This is a genomic window from Microvirga massiliensis, assembly GCF_001006805.1.
Lineage (GTDB): Bacteria > Pseudomonadota > Alphaproteobacteria > Rhizobiales > Beijerinckiaceae > Microvirga > Microvirga massiliensis.
This window is the reverse complement of record NZ_LN811362.1, coordinates 138278-153842: the sequence shown is the minus strand read 5'-3', so window position 1 is coordinate 153842 and position 15565 is coordinate 138278. Positions and strand designations below refer to the sequence as shown.

General features: G+C 61.3%; 19 protein-coding genes. 10 read left to right on the top strand and 9 right to left on the bottom strand.

Features of this window, described 5'->3' with window-relative positions:
* Positions 1-304: 304 nt before the first annotated feature.
* The gene (locus tag BN1233_RS31635; protein ID WP_046867634.1) at positions 305-511 is read right to left on the bottom strand and encodes a hypothetical protein; all 207 of its coding nucleotides are present in this window, start codon (positions 509-511) and stop codon (positions 305-307) included.
* 149 nt (positions 512-660) lie between these two features.
* Positions 661-819, bottom strand: coding sequence for a DUF3309 family protein (locus BN1233_RS45130; protein ID WP_046867633.1), 159 nt, complete (start codon positions 817-819; stop codon positions 661-663).
* Positions 820-994: 175 nt separating this feature from the next.
* Between BN1233_RS45130 and BN1233_RS31625 the strand changes: the two genes are divergently transcribed.
* The 5 genes from BN1233_RS31625 to BN1233_RS47530 all read left to right on the top strand — a co-directional run bounded on the left by BN1233_RS31625 (position 995) and on the right by BN1233_RS47530 (position 2962).
* Complete coding sequence (locus BN1233_RS31625; RefSeq protein ID WP_052764005.1) at positions 995-1522, top strand: hypothetical protein; 528 nt, start codon at positions 995-997, stop codon at positions 1520-1522.
* A 41-nt stretch (positions 1523-1563) separates the two neighbouring features.
* Entirely contained in the window at positions 1564-1854 is a 291-nt protein-coding gene (locus tag BN1233_RS31620) for a PRC-barrel domain-containing protein (protein WP_063776711.1), read from the top strand.
* 265 nt (positions 1855-2119) lie between these two features.
* Entirely contained in the window at positions 2120-2506 is a 387-nt protein-coding gene (locus tag BN1233_RS31615) for a DUF6894 family protein (protein ID WP_046867631.1), read from the top strand.
* A 15-nt stretch (positions 2507-2521) separates the two neighbouring features.
* Positions 2522-2692 (top strand): hypothetical protein, encoded by a 171-nt coding sequence (locus BN1233_RS47535; protein WP_154678320.1) that lies wholly within the window; start codon positions 2522-2524, stop codon positions 2690-2692.
* Positions 2693-2779: 87 nt separating this feature from the next.
* Positions 2780-2962 (top strand): hypothetical protein, encoded by a 183-nt coding sequence (locus BN1233_RS47530; RefSeq protein WP_147707660.1) that lies wholly within the window; start codon positions 2780-2782, stop codon positions 2960-2962.
* Here the strand turns inward: BN1233_RS47530 and BN1233_RS31610 are convergent.
* Complete coding sequence (locus tag BN1233_RS31610; RefSeq protein WP_046867630.1) at positions 2923-4644, bottom strand: tetratricopeptide repeat protein; 1722 nt, start codon at positions 4642-4644, stop codon at positions 2923-2925. The genes BN1233_RS47530 and BN1233_RS31610 overlap by 40 nt on opposite strands.
* A gap of 259 nt (positions 4645-4903) precedes the next feature.
* Here BN1233_RS31610 and BN1233_RS31605 point away from each other — a divergent pair, with 259 nt between their 5' ends.
* Both BN1233_RS31605 and BN1233_RS31600 read left to right on the top strand, forming a co-directional pair.
* Entirely contained in the window at positions 4904-5491 is a 588-nt protein-coding gene (locus BN1233_RS31605; RefSeq protein WP_048709331.1) for a hypothetical protein, read from the top strand.
* Positions 5492-5695: 204 nt separating this feature from the next.
* On the top strand, positions 5696-5932 hold the full coding sequence (locus BN1233_RS31600; protein ID WP_046867629.1) for a DUF6894 family protein: 237 nt from the start codon (positions 5696-5698) through the stop codon (positions 5930-5932).
* A 107-nt stretch (positions 5933-6039) separates the two neighbouring features.
* Here the strand turns inward: BN1233_RS31600 and BN1233_RS31595 are convergent, their stop codons facing one another.
* The 3 genes from BN1233_RS31595 to BN1233_RS31585 form a co-directional block, all read right to left on the bottom strand.
* Positions 6040-6429, bottom strand: a complete 390-nt coding sequence (locus tag BN1233_RS31595; protein WP_046867628.1) for a nuclear transport factor 2 family protein — start codon at positions 6427-6429, stop codon at positions 6040-6042.
* 482 nt (positions 6430-6911) lie between these two features.
* Positions 6912-7118, bottom strand: a complete 207-nt coding sequence (locus BN1233_RS43585) for a cupin domain-containing protein (protein WP_048709330.1) — start codon at positions 7116-7118, stop codon at positions 6912-6914.
* Positions 7119-7751: 633 nt separating this feature from the next.
* Positions 7752-8600: a nickel-binding protein gene (locus BN1233_RS31585; protein WP_046867626.1), complete on the bottom strand. Its 849-nt coding sequence runs from the start codon at positions 8598-8600 to the stop codon at positions 7752-7754.
* Positions 8601-9193: 593 nt separating this feature from the next.
* On the opposite strand from BN1233_RS31585, the gene BN1233_RS31580 reads away from it, so the two are divergent.
* Positions 9194-9478: an SWIB/MDM2 domain-containing protein gene (locus tag BN1233_RS31580; protein WP_046867625.1), complete on the top strand. Its 285-nt coding sequence runs from the start codon at positions 9194-9196 to the stop codon at positions 9476-9478.
* Between the two features lie 685 nt (positions 9479-10163).
* Here the strand turns inward: BN1233_RS31580 and BN1233_RS31570 are convergent.
* Positions 10164-10535: a GlsB/YeaQ/YmgE family stress response membrane protein gene (locus BN1233_RS31570; protein WP_147707659.1), complete on the bottom strand. Its 372-nt coding sequence runs from the start codon at positions 10533-10535 to the stop codon at positions 10164-10166.
* A gap of 488 nt (positions 10536-11023) precedes the next feature.
* Between BN1233_RS31570 and recD2 the strand changes: the two genes are divergently transcribed.
* The gene (gene recD2, locus BN1233_RS31565; protein ID WP_082145765.1) at positions 11024-13297 is read left to right on the top strand and encodes an SF1B family DNA helicase RecD2; all 2274 of its coding nucleotides are present in this window, start codon (positions 11024-11026) and stop codon (positions 13295-13297) included.
* A gap of 24 nt (positions 13298-13321) precedes the next feature.
* On the opposite strand, the gene BN1233_RS31560 is transcribed toward recD2, so the two are convergent.
* Both BN1233_RS31560 and BN1233_RS31555 read right to left on the bottom strand, forming a co-directional pair.
* Positions 13322-13594 carry a hypothetical protein gene (locus tag BN1233_RS31560; protein ID WP_048709328.1) on the bottom strand — a complete coding sequence of 91 codons (273 nt, stop codon included), beginning with the start codon at positions 13592-13594 and terminating at the stop codon, positions 13322-13324.
* Positions 13595-13905: 311 nt separating this feature from the next.
* Positions 13906-14637: a Crp/Fnr family transcriptional regulator gene (locus tag BN1233_RS31555; RefSeq protein WP_244470937.1), complete on the bottom strand. Its 732-nt coding sequence runs from the start codon at positions 14635-14637 to the stop codon at positions 13906-13908.
* Between the two features lie 527 nt (positions 14638-15164).
* Here BN1233_RS31555 and BN1233_RS31550 point away from each other — a divergent pair.
* A complete protein-coding gene (locus tag BN1233_RS31550) occupies positions 15165-15512 on the top strand; it encodes a response regulator (RefSeq protein WP_048709326.1) in 348 nt (115 codons plus the stop codon).
* Positions 15513-15565: the final 53 nt, after the last annotated feature.

Here is a 15565-nt window from a genome sequence, read left to right as displayed (position 1 = left end):
TTAGCGAACCCCATCTTGAGGCGCTCTCATGAAGAAAGCCCGCAAGCTCTACAGCAGTCCTAACGGTGATACGTGGTAGCTGATCTGCGAGCCATCTGGCAGCGCTTTCGTCCGCCATGAAGCCAACATCGTCCTGGCGGGCATGTCGGGATCAGGGACTTCCTGAGCCAGGGACAAGGTCCGGAGCAGCAGGGCCTCCTGCGCCTGATCGGACCCTCGTGGACGAGCACCCGGTTCATTCGTGACGGACAGCCATGGCTCTCGCCGACAGCCGGAGGGTTCTCTCGGTCCAGAAACGCGGTGGTCATGCGAGCGTTCTATCCGACGTAGGCCAAGGCGTCATACGGCCCGCGACCATCCAGGATGTCTCCTGCGGGTAGAACCCGAAGGCTTCCAGGATTCTCTTTGCGAGATCGCTGAGGCTCTTTTCGCTGTAGGTCTCAATCTCGCGCAAAGTGCCTGGATCGTCCTCAAGGACGGCCCGGAGAATGTGAGTATTGACCGGGCTCATGACCGGCGCTCGCCGCCCGGAACCAATGGGCCATTATAGGCCCGATACTCCCGCACGATGAGCGGGGCTGGGCAAGTCCAACCGGGAGCATTGCTGCAATCCCGCAGCATTGCACGTCCAAGTCGAGCCGAGGCCACCGCAATCTTCGATCAGAGACGCCCCATCAGCAGCAGAATCAGAAGGATCACCACGATCACGCCAACGATCCCGCTCGGGCCATAGCCCCACGAGCTGCTGTAGCCCCACGTCGGAAGAACACCGAGCAGAGCCAGAATGAGGATGATGAGGAGAATGGTCCCGAGACTCATGCGCTGAACTCCCGTTACTGCCAAGGTTGCAGTGCGGACAATCAACTTGGCAGGTAGCGGTAAGTTCCAGAGCCTCAGACCATCGCATCAGGAACGGTGCGCAGTCCCTCGCGTTGGCTTGGCGGTTAGCCAAAGCTGGCCTGGAGTGCCCAACAGCATGCACGGAGGACTGACGATGCCCACCTCGGACAAAGCGCTTCCTGAAAACAGCAAGGAGAACCTCGACCGGAAGCTCGATCACGCCATCGAGGAGACATTCCCGACGAGCGATCCAGTCTCGGTCTCGATCACCAAGGGCGGTGCCATCGACTATGACCGCCAGGACGCCTCCTCGGCGGCACCGGGAAACTCGGTCGAAGATTGGAAAAACTCTGGCGAAGCCCTCCTCCGCCAAGCCGGAGACTCGGTTCGCCACACAGCGGACGGTGCCTCGGAACTTACCCGCGAAGCGTACCGCAAGGCGAGTGGCTACGCCCGTGCCGCACGTGAGCGCTATCCGGAGGCGGAGCGCTATTATCGACAGGGTTCCCAAGTCGTCCGCCAGCAGGCTTCCGAGAACCCATGGCTCACTCTGCTTGTCGGTATTGGGATCGGCTACGTGCTCACTCGAATGCTCGACCAAATCAGGTCTGAGAGGGACAAGCGCGTGCCAGACTACGCCCGGACAGAACGGGGCTACGCCCCTCATCGCCGAACAGGATAAGTTGCTGCTGACGTTTCAACACCGTTCGAGAGGAGGAAACCATGGCTCAGACCGATGTACCCGGCGTGATGGCGGGCAAGCCGCTGATCGAGAGTGATCGAGTCGAAGGCACGACCGTTTCCGATCTGGACGAGAACGAGATCGGCACGATCAAGCGGTTGATGATTGAGGAGAACAGCGGCCGAGTTGCCTATGCTGTGCTGTCGTTCGGCGGCTTCCTCGGCATGGGCGAGGAGGAGCACCACTTCCGCCTTTCTCGCAGAAGATGGCCTACACCAGAGAGCGGCCGCCCATCAAACTTCACGATATCGGAACACGACCGGATGCGCTGAAGAAAAAGCGTCGCAGGACTAAGAACAGAAGAAATTGTACTCGGCACAGCGCGGAAAGTCTTCGCTCACAATTAACGGTATCTTTTAGGCCATCTTGAGCGCATACTCCCTGAGGCCCGAGGAGACCATGATGTCCGGGAGATTTTAGGTGTGGTTGTCGCAGCAGGGTCAATCTCTCGCGATTGCCCTTCCGGCAGTACTCTTCTGCGGAACCCTCCTCCTCGGCTTCCTGTGATGAGCGCAGTGCTCCTGATGGCAGCTACCCTTGGACGGACCGCTCGTCCTGCGCGTGAAGTTCCCGGCGGACTACCGGGTCGCGCCGCACTCCAATTCCGTGGAAGAGATCGTGACCATCATCTCCGGTGAGGCGGCTCTCTACTACTTCACCATTGGAACCGGGAGCGGCGTCATCGCAGACCCGGAAGGCGTCGAGCACCCTGACCTTCAGGCCGTACGAGAAGAGGCGCTCGCTCAGGCCCGCACCATGGCTGCTGAAGGTAATCAGAAAGGTGAAGAGCGGCGAGGCTGGTGCTTCGAGATCATGGACAGAGCCAATCAGCACGTTCTGACGGTCGCTTTCTCAGAAGCGCCCCACAACAGCGCCCGGTTGAGCCGAACGAAATCCACCTGCCACAGCGCAGCTAGCGCGTAGGAAAGCGAGTCAGCCATGAGCAAGAGTCGCCTCAGCCCCACGCAGAAAATTGTGAACTCCGTCTGGAAAGCCGTGCGGATGTTGGAAGAGCATCCCGCACCGCCAGCAAAGGTCAAGCTCAATGGGCGGCGTGGCTATGGCGACCGCGACATTCCCGACCCGGACCGCAATTCTGACGAGAAGTGAGCCGCTGCACGGGGCCAGAGCACAGGAGCCCCAGCGAATCAGGACGTTAAACGTCTTCACGACACTTCCCGTTCTGCGGCGAACGCCATGACGCAGGATCAGACTCTGGCCTTTGCGGTGCTGGCCGGAATGATGGTTGTCGTCATCCGGGGACGCCTGCGCTACGATCTGGTCGCGGTTCTCGCGCTTCTGGCTTCTGTGATCACCGGATGTATCCAACACGTAGACACCTACTCAGGAAGACCTGCCAGTCTCAGTCCGGTCACGTAGCGGGCGAGGTCTTCAGCGTTGATGTATGGAGCTTGAGCCGCAAAGCGACTGATCGAGAAATCGGGATTGATCTTCAACAGTTCCGCCGCTGCCTGTCTCGCCTTTTCCAGATGGCCCAGTTGAGCATGGGTTGCTGCGATCAAGCGGTATGCAGGTCCTGGCTGTGCCATCTGCTGAAGGTAGTTCAGGGCCATGTCGTAGTCGCCCGAGAGGTAATAGCCTGCGGCCACATTCCAAAGATGCCAATCCGGTGGGTTGGGGTTCAGGCGCAAGGCCGTCTTCCCAATCTGAATGGCCTCTTCGAACTTTCCCAGATAGGTGAGCGTGTCACACAGGTCGGAAAGCAAGTCGGCGTGATTGGGGCAAAGTGTGCGCGCCTTCTCGTAGCTAGCGATTGCCTTGTCGGGATCGCGCTTCCAAAGATGAGCAAGCCCTAGCGCCCAATGACACTCGGCGTCATTCGGCTCCAACTCCGTCGCCTTGCTCGCAGCGTCCAAAGCACGCGCGAGGGTGGCGTCTCGATCGGAGGGCTCTCCCCACTTGAGCGTCCGAAGTTCAAACCATGCCAACCCGATATACCCGCGCGAGTATTCAGGGTCTGCCTCGATTGCGGAGCGGAACAGGGTTCTGGCGTGGGCACGCTGGCTCCGGTCGAAGTTCCGCTCCAGGCGGCGTCCTCGCAGGCAATAATCATAGGCAGTCAAGTTCGTGGGTGGCTTGGTCAGGGCGAGACGGCGCTCATGCTCCTCAAGCTTGATTCGCAATGCCGCCGGTATATTCCGGGCGAGTTCGTCCTGAACCGCGAACACGTCCTCCAACTCGACATCATACTTCTCGGCCCACAGGCTTTCCCCTGACGGACTCGTCAATTGGGTGTTCACACGGACACGATTCCCGGCGCGCCGTACGCTTCCCTCAAGAATGTAGGGTGCATCGCGATCCTGGACCGAGTGCTTAGCCTGCCTCTGGCCGGAGAGCGAATAGTTTGAGATGACCACCATGCCCGAAAAGCGCAGGAGAGACGCGATGATGTCTTCCCGGAGCCCCTCTGCGAAATAGAGGTGCTCATGATCGCCACTCAGGTTCACGAAGGGGAGTACCGCGACGAAAGGTTTCCCCGAGAGGAGACGGGCGCGGTCATGTGCCATGGGCTCACCTGCTGACGCGGCGCGCCACGCATAGGCCCTGATCGGCTCCTCGATGTTCTTTACCGCCTGAAGGCCAAGATCGGTGAAGGACAGGGATAACGCCTTGCGCACATAGTCGTGCGTCGCTCCGGATATGCAGATGCCCCCAGGCTCGGCGAGCCCCTGGAGGCGAGCCGCGATGTTCACCCCATCCCCCAGCAGATCGCTGGAGCGGATCATCACATCACCGACATGGACTCCGATGCGGAACTGGAGCCTCGGTGCGGTTGGGTCGGACGCCAGCCGATCTTGCACGGCCACGGCGCATTGGACGGCATCAACGGCACTCGGAAACTCGGCCAAGACACTATCGCCTGCTGTATTGGCAATCCGGCCGCCATGCTCCGTGATGAGACGGTCCATGATTTCGCGACAAGCAGTTAGGCTTCGGAGCGTCCCGACTTCGTCTTGTGCCATCAGGCGCGAGTAGCCTGCCACGTCGGCGGCGAAGATCGCCACCAGCCGTCGCTCAACCTTGTGCTCCTGCGGACCCATGGGGCCTCAGCGCATTGCTTGAGGCTCCATTGTGCTGCTGGTCCGAACAGGGGTCCAGTCGGTTCTGGAGGGGGTGGCAACGGGGAGAGCTTCGTGTGAGAGCGCTGAGGGGATCAGGCGGGGCGCGGCCAGTCGGGCGAAAGCGCCGGAGATGATGGCCTGGGACGGTCCATATCGGACAGGCGACCTGCCCACTCTCCTCACCCAGCTAACTTAGGTGTAGACTGATGATGCCGGTCGCCACGACAGGAGGTAAGCCATGAACAGGCTCTACACTCTCGCGTTGGTTGCGTTCTGCGTAGCTTCCGCAGCGCTTATCACATCAGCGTCGGCTCAGTTCCAGTTTCCAACCGAGGAAATCCCGAAGACCGAGCCGGAGTACATCGCCAAGGTAAAGACCGCCGCCCCCGCGTCCATCGTGAACAACGCGACGATCACCATGCCTCAGGCGGACGGCTCTTCTAAGACCCTACGAACCGGGTCGAACGGCTTCACGTGCTTTATCGGTGGAGACGGGTCGCCCGAATGCGATGACCAGAACGCCTTGGAATGGCGTCAGGCGCTGAGAGCAAAGCAGACCCCGCCCAACAAGATTGGCTTCATTTACATGCTGGCCGGGGATACGGGCACAAGCAACCATGACTCATCCCAACGGCACACGCATGAGCACTGGGTCCAGACCGGACCGCACGTGATGATTGTCGGCGGGGCAGCGCGCGAGATGCTGAGCCCCTATCCGCGTGACGTGGATGTCAAAGACCCGATGCAGCCCTTCGTGATGTTCCCCGGTAAGCCCAACGAGCACCTGATGATCCCGGTGCACGACAAGGAAGTGGCTACTCGGTAGGCGTGAACTTTGCCGTGCTTGGGACCGGCGGCACGGCGGCCTTCGCGCCGCAACACTCGGCAGCCTAAACCGTCCCCTGGGCGAGTGCACATCGGCGAACCATTAGGACCATTATGAGCCGACCTTGCCGCGCATCCGCATACTCGGAGGCGATCAGGCGGGCACGCAGCCGTAGAGGAACCCGGCCGCAGGCTTGAGGCGACGATGCCGCGCTACTTCTTCCATTTGCACTGCAACGACAAGGCAGTCCTGGACCCGTCTGGGACCGAACTTCGTGATCCTGATCAAGCCTGGGAAGCGGCACGAGTGACTGCGCTGGACCTGATGCAGACCAGACCGAACGCCGAGGTGAACTGGCTGACCTGCCACTTCGAGGTGGCTGATGAGGCGGGAGAGATCGTGTTCGAGCTTCCCTTTACGGAAGTGGTCGTGACAAAGTAGGGGTGTCTCGGCGCGTCGCAAATAACACCTCAATGCAGAGCAGTTGCTTTTTCGAAGCCCGACGATGACCCGGCAGGCCCACGCGGTTTGGTCCAAGGGCCTGCCGCTTAACCCGTCCACTGCTTGCGGTAGGAATTCTTGACCGCGATCTTGCCGTCTCGGAACGTGAACACGTCGCAACCCTGCACCTCGACGCGAGCACCGTCAGGACCGGTGGCGGTGAAGACCCACTCGCTGACGCCACGATCCCCGGCGAGGAAGTGCTGCGGCCCGTCCCAGCGCGCATCCGGGAAGCTCGCGAAGACCTCCTCGACCCCGCGTCGGACCTCCTCTTGTCCGACATACCGCGTGCCTTTTACCTCTGGTCCACGACTGGCCTCGAAGACGCACTCAGGCGTCATCATCGAGAGGATCGCGTCCACGTCGTGCCTGTTCCAAGCCTCGGCAAAGGCGTCGAGGAACTCGGTCGTGACTTTAGCTGAGCCATCAGTTGGCATTGGTCCCCTCCGTATTCCTCCTGATCGGACACCCGAACCAGCGGCCGAGAGCGGCGAGACAAATACCTCAGAACACAAGCCTCATATCACCAATGCGCTGTTACGAGCCTACCGAACCAGAGCATCCGGCCAGACGCAAGAGACCGCGCGAGATCGCCTCGCTCCTGGAGACGGCGCTCCTCAGGCGCTGGTTCGCCACTCCGAGAACGTCCTGCCGCCATACAGATATTACGATGTAGCTTCCTATGCGGTGACGCGTTAGCTCCTTCCCAGCAGGAAGTGGACGCGCCCGGTCAGCCGTTGAAAATCGTGGCAAAGCTGGGCGCGCAGGTCGATCTCACCGTTTCTATTCTTAAGAAGTGAGGTGAAGCGCTCCTATTGGGACTTGCTCGGATCGTCTGCTGGATTGACGTACTTGATGGCGAAGGGACCTTCCGAGTCGATCTGCACCACGGTCTCCGTGCTGGTGAGGGTGTAATGGTTCATGTTGGCAGCCGGATCGTGAACGGACCCGCTTTTTCGGGGCCTCCGGACAGTACAGAGATTTGTGCCCCCTTGGTCAATACCGGTGGGGCTGGCATCCATTTCAGTTGGTCTGGACGCATGGCGTGACCAGTCATCTGGTCCTGAGCCAGCAGGCTGCCGGTCGCAGCGGTGAGAAAAGCGGTCGTGAGGATGAGCAGACGCATGATGAACCTCCCAACGTATTTGCAAACCTTTGGTGTGCAGCGAACTACAAGGCCGGGAGCGCCTACGACGGAGCCCTGCTTCACGGCTGCGGCTCCTGGAGCCGCTCCTGGTCTGCTGTCCGTGAAGGATTTCGCAGCGGTCATCGCGGTCAAAGTCAGAGGTGGTTCCATGCGCCCTCCCTCCGGTAGCTTGTCCCAAGCTTAGTTGACCCGCTGCACGGGGCAGCAAAGGAATGCTCCTCCTGTCGGGCAAGCCTGTCAACAATCAAGAAAGTGATGTTTGCAAGGACAAGCACGACATGGCTCATGGTAGAGCAAAAACCTTTACCTCGTGGTCAACACCCCGCAGTTCGGCTGGACGAGAGACCGGGGCGATGCCGCCTAAACCATTTCGTGATGAGATGCAGACGGCAACGTAGGTGTTGAAGGACCAGAGATTTCGATAGGCCGTGCAGCGGCGTTTCTGTCTGTGATCTCCCGCAGCATCCCGTAGAGCCAAGCGTACCGGCGCTTTGCATTCAGCCGACAAGTCGGTACGGTCTTTCCGATCGAGGATCGCAGCCACGACCTCACTGTGTCGAGAAGTGAAGACATCTTAGCCTTCACGCTTCTCACTCTTTGGTCCAGAGGGACTCACGCTCGATCATTGCCATGGGCCAAGTTCGGACTATCCACTCGCCACAGGCAGCCAAAGACGTGCATGGGTTGGCTAAAGCCTTTCAGGCTTTTCAAGCCGCAGTCCGTAAATCCATCCTCATCCCGGCATTCCTCTCGGACTCTCGCCGAAACCAAAATTTGATCGGGTTCGGCGGCACTGCACATCCGGGAGGCGCACTGGACTGTCGAGCCGAACAGATCGCAGCTGTCCTCCACAGGCTCACCACAGTCGAGCCCGATCCGAACATGCAGCGGCTCGGCATTTGCCCGGTTGTAGCGCTCGAAAGCGCTTTGGATGGCTCTGGCACATTCCACGGCTGCTAAGGTTGATTCAAACGACGCCATAATGCCATCCCCCAGGTGCTTGACCTCTCGCCCGTCATGCCGCGCCAGCGCCCGTCGCACCAAAGCATCATGCGCCCGTACAAGTTCGGTCGCGGCGACATCGCCAAGCCGAGCGGTCATCTCGGTTGATCCCACGATGTCGGTGAACATAATCGCCCGATGCGCAGGTTCTGGCGCGGCCCTTGCCGCTTGCGAGGGCTGTGGGTCGGCTATGCGGCCGAGAAACGCCTCAACAGCCGCGAGGGATACATCAATGATCTCACCGGCCACATGGCCGTGAGCGTCCCGATGCACCCGCTGCGCCGTCTCCTTGTCGGGGGCATCGACAAGGCAGAAGGTGGTCCCGCGATCCTCATCAAACCAGTAGGTCAGGAACTTCACCCCATATTGGTCTTGAATTGCCAAGTCCTTCAGGTGCGCCTCAGCCACTTCGGTAGCGTTCGTTCCCTTCATGTCATGGCGGTCGAGGAAGAGGGGCATGGACATTCTCCCGGTCGGCTGCTTGGTTAGGCTACAATACGGCGAGTCATCGCTCTCGTAACGGTTCGAAGCAGCGGGCCGCCCGCGCTCTGCTGAATGAAACCGCGATGGAGAGCTGCTCGCGACCTCACCCAGCCGAGATGAGTGAGTCCGTCCGATCAGAAGTTTGTAATGCAGCAACGTTATGGCGTCACAAGACGGTCTAGGCCGTGTTGATGAAGTGCCCCGCACTGAGCGCGCGTGATCAGGCCCGTGCGGGCCGCCCGTCACCCGTAAGGAAGAGGCGCAGGCCAAGCGCGACCATCACGAGGCCGGTGAAGCGCTCCTGCCAGACCAGGAAGCCGGGCCGCCGAGCGAACCCCCGATCGCTCCGGAGGTCAGCATCACCGAGCCCTGAACGAACCCAGTGGCCTTTTGGGTCGGTCCGAGCACCAGATTTCGGCCATAGAGAGGCTGCCACAGAGTCCTCTTGCCGCCGGTACGGCTACCACCTCCCCTGCGCGGACCCCATCTCTTCAGAGCCTAATGTGGTGCCCAGGATTGGAGCGCCGCATTCCTCGTGGCCCACCGAGTGCTGGGAAAGGAGGAGCACGATGCCAACTGAAACGGATGCGAAAGGTGTCGGGGAGACGCCGAACTCGGCTCTCAAAATATCCTTGCAGCCGTCGCCGGAACTCGCGGCGATCGTCGGCTCAGCACCACTGCCGCGTCCGGACGCCGTGAGCAGGGTATGGGACTACATCAAGAAGAACAGGCTTCAGAATCCGCAGAACAAGCGCGAGATCATGGCCGACAACAAGCTCAAGGCCGTGTTCGGCAGGAGGAACAAGGTGACCATGTCGGAGATGAACAAGTATCTTGCTCAACATCTCAGATGAGACACCGCAGCGGTCTCGCACGAAGTGGAGCCTCCCGGCTGACTGCCCGATGGTGGCCCCGCGCTCTACCGTGCGGCGTTCGGAAGGTGCATTGGCCTTGGTCGGAAGCTCAAGGTGGTAGCCTATGGGATGGAAGCCACGCATCGGGCTCATCGTCATGCTGCTGGGACTGCCCATCCCAGCGGCCACGCAAACTCGTTCCCAGTGCAAACCGGATGAGTATTACCGCGTCACGCAGAAGCAATGCGTTTCGAAGGCGCTTAACCCCCAGTTCTACAGGCCATCGCGCGAACCGACCGCGCGAGCAGCCGAGCCTTCACCTCGCCATGAACGAGTGATCGTCTGTGAGGATGAGGAATGCGTGCAGCGAACCGAGCAGCGCTGATCGGGGATACCATGAAGGACGGCTACATCGACTCCTGAAACGGGGCGGGATTGAGCGGGTCAGGGACCTCCTGAACACCAACGCGGCCAGCTAATTCGAGACGATCTCTCCGGCGAACCTCAGCGTGACCATCTGGGACTGCGTCAGACGCATAGTCGTCCGAACAAGCGCGTCGTGGGGCAATCATCACAGGAACGTCCGGGACCAAAAAGGCGTCGGTTCAAACAAGGCACCACGCCTATGCCGCTTGTCCTCAAGGCCCGCAGAGCGGATCAAGCGGTCGAAGGCACCAGAGCGATGTCAACCGACAAGGCGAGCGACCAGAACGACCACAACTGCTCCGATCGTCGCGGTGGCAATCCGGCTGGCGGTCTCGTTGCGAATCCCGAGATCAATGCCAAAGCGCTCCAGAAGAAAGCCGCCGACGAGCGATCCCGCAAGCCCCGTGATCACATATTGGAGAAGACCGGAGCCGCCGACCAGCCAACTTGCCAGCCAGCCTGCCACAACGCCGATCCCGGCCTGGACCGCCAGGGCTCGTTTGTCCAACGCGGTAAGGGCCTCCCGATCCACGCTGATGCGGATTGGCAGCCAAGCGCCGGTTGGCTCAGGGGCATTGGCTTTGCCCCTGCCTCGCGTGTGACCTGGGTTGCGCTTGGATGCTTTCGCCATGTCCTTGATATGGATGGCCGTGGAGAAACTATCCAGGATCAGCTTCGCGCTCTCAACCCGGAGCGCCTCGCATGTCTCGACGTGCTCACGGTTGGCGCGAGTCAGGTCCCTGGTCTCGCTCTCCTTGGGTCAGCAATGTCAGCTTTCAGTCCTCACGTTCGGCAAAGGCTATCCTCGCGTTTGGCTTGAACCTACCGCTCACGAATTAGCTTGCTCGGATGCACCCGGCACGGTGCGTTCAGCTTGCTCCTGTGCGAATCGCGTCTGCTCGGCCTCTTGCTCTGCGTCGCAAAAAGAACAAACATAGAACATAGAAATAGGTCAAGGGACGGCACGGCCTCCCGCCACTCACCTCGAACTTCCTGAGGACCGACCCTGAGGCCGACTCGGGAAGTCCGAGGAGGGTGAACGGGAGCAGAGGAGACCCACCTCGTCGGCCGTGCCGTGCAAGGAAAAGAAGGGGCCGGGAACTTCTCCTGGCTGACACCATGAACCAGATGTTCCGACCGCCCCAGGCGGATCAGAGACCTGTCCTGGAGACCCTCGTGGGCTCGGTCGAGCGCGTCACCTTCCACAATCCCGAAACCGGCTTTGCCGTCCTCAAGGTGCACACACGGGGCAAACGCGATCTGGTCCCGGTGGTGGGCCACACCCCTGCGGTTTCCGCAGGCGAGTGGATCACGGCCAGCGGGCTCTGGATCAGCGACCGCACACACGGGCTCCAGTTCAAGGCCGAGGTGCTCAAGACCACTCCGCCGACTGGGGCCGAGGGCATCGAGAAGTATCTCGCGTCCGGTCAGATGCGCGGCATCGGACCCGCCATGGCGAAGCGCATCGTGGCGGCTTTCGGCGAGGATACCTTCGAGATCATCGAGACCAACCCCGAGCGGCTCACGGAGGTGCCGGGGATCGGCCCCTGGCGGGCCTCGAAGATCGTTGCGGGCTGGGCCGAGCAGAAGGCGGTGCGGGCGATCATGATCTTCCTGCACGCTCATGGGGTCGGCACCGCACGCGCGGTGCGCATCTTCAAGACCTATGGCTATGAGGCCATCCAGGTCATGACCGAGGACCCGTATCGGCTGGCGCGGGACGTGCGCGGCATCGGCTTCAGGACGGCGGATGCCATCGCGGCCAAGCTCGGGATGGAGAAAACCGCCCCGCAGCGGCTACGAGCGGGCGTGTCCTTCGCGCTTCAGACGGCCACGGACGAGGGCCACTGTGCCCTGCCGATCGCGATGCTCACCACCTTGGCCCAGCGCCTGCTGGAGGTGGACGCCGGGTTGATCGAGACGGCGATCGCGGAAGAGCTACAGCGAGGCGAAGCCGTCCTTGCCGATAGCGTGGGCGGCGAGATCTGCGTTTTCCTCAAGGGTCTGCACGGAGCCGAGCGGGCGATCGCCGAGCGGCTCCTGACCCGAGCCGAGGGCACTCCGCCCTGGCCTGCGATTGATCTCGATAAGACTCTCCCGTGGGTGGAGGGCAAGACCGGCAAGACCCTCTCGCCCTCCCAGCGCGAGGCCGTGCGGCTCGTGCTCACCTCCAAGGTGTCGGTCATGAGCGGCGGCCCTGGCGTGGGGAAGACCAGCACGCTGGACACCATTCTGCGTATCCTGGTTGCGAAGGGCGTGCGCGTGCTGCTGGCCGCCCCGACGGGACGGGCCGCGAAGCGCATGACCGAGCAGACCGGACTGGAGGCGAAGACCATCCACCGGCTCCTGGAGATCGACCCCAAGCACGGCGGCATCTCGCGGAACGAGGAGAACCCGCTCGACTGCGACCTGCTGGTCGTGGACGAGACCTCGATGGTGGATGTCCCGCTCATGAACGCGCTCACCAGGGCTATCCCCGAAGATGCGGGTCTGCTGTTCGTCGGTGACGTGGACCAACTGCCCTCGGTCGGACCAGGGCAGGTGCTGGCCGATATCATTGCCTCGGACCGGGTGCCGGTGGCCCGCCTCACGGAGGTGTTCCGGCAGGCGGCCGAGAGCCGGATCGTGGTCAACGCCCACCGGATCAACACCGGCCAGATGCCGGAGCCAGCCCCGAAGGGCGAGGATAGCGACTTCTATGTTGTCGAGATCAGTGACCCTGACGAGGGTGTCTCCAAGCTCATCGAGGTCGTCACCAACCGCATTCCCCGCCGGTTCGGGCTCGATCCGTTGAAGGACATTCAGGTGCTCTGCCCGATGAACCGGGGCGTGCTCGGCGCGCGCAATCTCAATCATGAACTCCAGCGCGTGCTGAACCCGAACCCGCCCGCCTCTGTGGAGCGCTTCGGCTGGCGGTTCTCGCCCGGCGACCGGGTGATGGAGACGCAGAACGACTACGATCGCGAGGTCTTCAACGGCGATCTCGGAACCGTGTCCCGGATCGATGATGACGAAGGCGCGGTCATCGTGAACTTCGAGGGCCGCGAAGTGATCTATCCCTTTGGTGAACTCGACACCCTGGTGCCTGCCTTTGCGACCACGATCCACAAATCGCAGGGCTCCGAATATCCAGCCGTGGTGATCCCGGTCGTGACACAGCACTACCAGATGCTGGCCCGCAACCTCCTCTATACGGGTGTGACCCGAGGCAAGCGGCTCGTCGTGCTGGTCGGACAGAAGAAGGCGATCGGCATTGCCGTTCGTGGCGGGCAGATGAAGCCACGCTGGACCAAGCTCAAGGAGTGGCTTTCGAATGCCACTCCGATGAGAGCCGCGCTCGACTGCAAGGTCGAGGTCATGAGTGCATCACGGCATTTGCGCCGGGCCGGGTAGAGCCTTTTACACCTGTCGCCGGATTTATGCGGCGATCGCCTGAATACGATGTTGAAGAGCCGTGAGTTGCCGCACGGAGGGCTTACGCCGCTCCCGGTGCTGCTGCTGGAGGTTCTCTATGGCCCTCTGCTTCAGGACCCCATCGATGGCACTGTTCTGAATGACCTCAAGATCGCTCTCGTATGCAAGATCGATGTCGGCCAGGGCCGCCAGCAACGATTGCAACATTGGGGTGATCTCGGGCGTATACGGGCGCGCGTTGGCCCTGGAGGGCAGGCGTTCACTCTCGGTAGTCACAGCGTTTCCTCGTAAATGCCGCGTTTGCCGCCTCTCGAACGACTGCATCGCTGCTCTGCCGCCTCGCTGAGATGCGCTGGTGATCTGAAGCAATTTGCGGAGTTCAAGAATCTGCTAACAACCCTCGGGAGCAGCCGTTTACCGGCGACCCTGTACAGACCCGCCCCCGAGTTCGCGTCCGGGGCAGCCCATATCTAGGGACACCGGCAGTGTCTGTCGGAAACCCGACTCAAAAACAGGATTCTGTGTGGCAGGCGCTCCGCCTTCCCGAGCAGAGAAATCGTCGCTCCCGACCTTGTCCGGTAACCCAGTCAGCCCTGTGTGTAGGTTTTGGGCAGGAGGCGTTGGTAGTCGCGGCGGATGACGCCGTAGCACTCGCACGCGGTCTCTTCGAGACCGAAGCGGTCTGTCACGGAGATGACCCCTCTGGCCTGCCGGATCAGCCCTGCTCTCTGGAGCGTGCGCGTGATGAGGCTGACCGTGGAGCGTTGCATGCCGAGGAGTTCGGCCAGGAACTCGTGGGTTAAGGGCAGGTCGTCCTGGCCTGCGCCGTCGTGGGTGCTCAGAATCCAGCGGCAGCACCGGGCTTCGGCGTCGTGCACCGCATTGCAAGCCACCGTCCGAAGGACCTGCGAAAACAGCGCCTCGGAGTAGCGACGGAGCAGGTCTTTCAGGGCGGCGCTTGCGTCCGAGGCCGCCTGGAGCCGATCGACGGCAATTCGCGAGGCCGTGCCGGGAACATGCACGATGTAGCGCCCGAGGCTCTTGCAAGCGACCGAGGTGCTGACGAAGCCGAACACGCCCTCAGAACCAAACACGGCCATCTCGGCGGTCGCACCGTCCTCCATGACGGCCACCAGCGAGACTACCGCGTCATGGGGGAAGTAGGCATACCGGATCGGATCGCCGCCCTCATAGACGGTCCCGCCTTTCGGCAGGCGCACGATGTCGAGGTGCGGCTCAAGCCCGGCAAGGTCTTGCGGCCCCAAGGCCGCCAGGAGCCGGTTGGTTTGATGATCCGGCATCTTCAGAAGCGTGGTCACGACGATTACTGCCCGTCAGAGTACGGTTGCATGGCAAAACAGGACGGAGGGCCGCCCCAAGGCATCGAAGACGGGCGAAGACAGGCTCACTCTGCCGATGGACGGCAGGCGTTCCACCGTGCTCGGCATTGCATTCCATCAGCGTCAGCGATTGCGGGGTGTCGGTATTGTCGGACGGTCCTATGGCCGCCTTGATGTGAATCAAATTGTCGGAAAAATCGAGCGAAACTTAGACAGCCGGGATTAGCCATGAGGCTACACTTGAACGCCCTTGCTACTTGAGGTTGCCGCTGCTGTTCGCCTCATTCGGACATGCATTTGCCAAAGGATTACCACATATCGACAATTGTAACCTGTGCTCTGCTGTGCAATTTTGAGCCCGACCGGCGTAAATGCCTCTCCGACACGGTCCTTGGCGTGCTGTGTGATGCCTTGCAAGTCTTCCAATGAGGCGCTTGTGGGCAGATGCCATAGGACATCAACGCACCTTGAGGCGCAGTCGTGTTTTGCTCGTGGAGAGCAACGCGATGATCGGCCTCGATCTTGCCGATGAACTGGCCGAGCGGGGCTACGAGGTCGCGGGACCCTTCACCTGTGCCGAGGCGCTGGCGTGGATCAGGGGCAATACACCTGATCTGGCGGTTCTCGATGTAGCACTCCAGTTAGGTAGCTGCGTGCGTTTGGCGCGCGAACTCCAGGGCCGTGAGGTGCCGATCCTGGTCTTCTCGTCCTACTTGCAGCAGTGTGCCCTGCCGGAGTTCGGGTCTATTCCGTGGCTGTCCATGCCCGCTCCCATGGATCTGCTGCATTCCGCTCTTGTGGGGCTTTGCGCCGAGCATCCCGGAATATGCCTGCCAGCATCCCTTGCCGCATAACCGATAGAGCATAGGAGTCAAATCGCGACTACCTAGCCGTAGCTCATGCTCGG

What these genes read in the sequence shown, in the direction of transcription:
- BN1233_RS31635 (WP_046867634.1), bottom strand. Translation starts at nt 511, where the DNA reads ATGAGCCCGGTCAATACTCACATTCTCCGGGCCGTCCTTGAGGACGAT.
- BN1233_RS45130 (WP_046867633.1), bottom strand. Translation starts at nt 819, where the DNA reads ATGAGTCTCGGGACCATTCTCCTCATCATCCTCATTCTGGCTCTGCTC.
- BN1233_RS31625 (WP_052764005.1), top strand. Translation starts at nt 995, where the DNA reads ATGCCCACCTCGGACAAAGCGCTTCCTGAAAACAGCAAGGAGAACCTC.
- BN1233_RS31620 (WP_063776711.1), top strand. Translation starts at nt 1,564, where the DNA reads ATGGCTCAGACCGATGTACCCGGCGTGATGGCGGGCAAGCCGCTGATC.
- BN1233_RS47535 (WP_154678320.1), top strand. Translation starts at nt 2,522, where the DNA reads ATGAGCAAGAGTCGCCTCAGCCCCACGCAGAAAATTGTGAACTCCGTC.
- BN1233_RS47530 (WP_147707660.1), top strand. Translation starts at nt 2,780, where the DNA reads ATGACGCAGGATCAGACTCTGGCCTTTGCGGTGCTGGCCGGAATGATG.
- BN1233_RS31610 (WP_046867630.1), bottom strand. Translation starts at nt 4,644, where the DNA reads ATGGGTCCGCAGGAGCACAAGGTTGAGCGACGGCTGGTGGCGATCTTC.
- BN1233_RS31605 (WP_048709331.1), top strand. Translation starts at nt 4,904, where the DNA reads ATGAACAGGCTCTACACTCTCGCGTTGGTTGCGTTCTGCGTAGCTTCC.
- BN1233_RS31600 (WP_046867629.1), top strand. Translation starts at nt 5,696, where the DNA reads ATGCCGCGCTACTTCTTCCATTTGCACTGCAACGACAAGGCAGTCCTG.
- BN1233_RS31595 (WP_046867628.1), bottom strand. Translation starts at nt 6,429, where the DNA reads ATGCCAACTGATGGCTCAGCTAAAGTCACGACCGAGTTCCTCGACGCC.
- BN1233_RS43585 (WP_048709330.1), bottom strand. Translation starts at nt 7,118, where the DNA reads ATGCGTCTGCTCATCCTCACGACCGCTTTTCTCACCGCTGCGACCGGC.
- BN1233_RS31585 (WP_046867626.1), bottom strand. Translation starts at nt 8,600, where the DNA reads ATGCCCCTCTTCCTCGACCGCCATGACATGAAGGGAACGAACGCTACC.
- BN1233_RS31580 (WP_046867625.1), top strand. Translation starts at nt 9,194, where the DNA reads ATGCCAACTGAAACGGATGCGAAAGGTGTCGGGGAGACGCCGAACTCG.
- BN1233_RS31570 (WP_147707659.1), bottom strand. Translation starts at nt 10,535, where the DNA reads ATGGCGAAAGCATCCAAGCGCAACCCAGGTCACACGCGAGGCAGGGGC.
- recD2 (WP_082145765.1), top strand. Translation starts at nt 11,024, where the DNA reads ATGAACCAGATGTTCCGACCGCCCCAGGCGGATCAGAGACCTGTCCTG.
- BN1233_RS31550 (WP_048709326.1), top strand. Translation starts at nt 15,165, where the DNA reads ATGATCGGCCTCGATCTTGCCGATGAACTGGCCGAGCGGGGCTACGAG.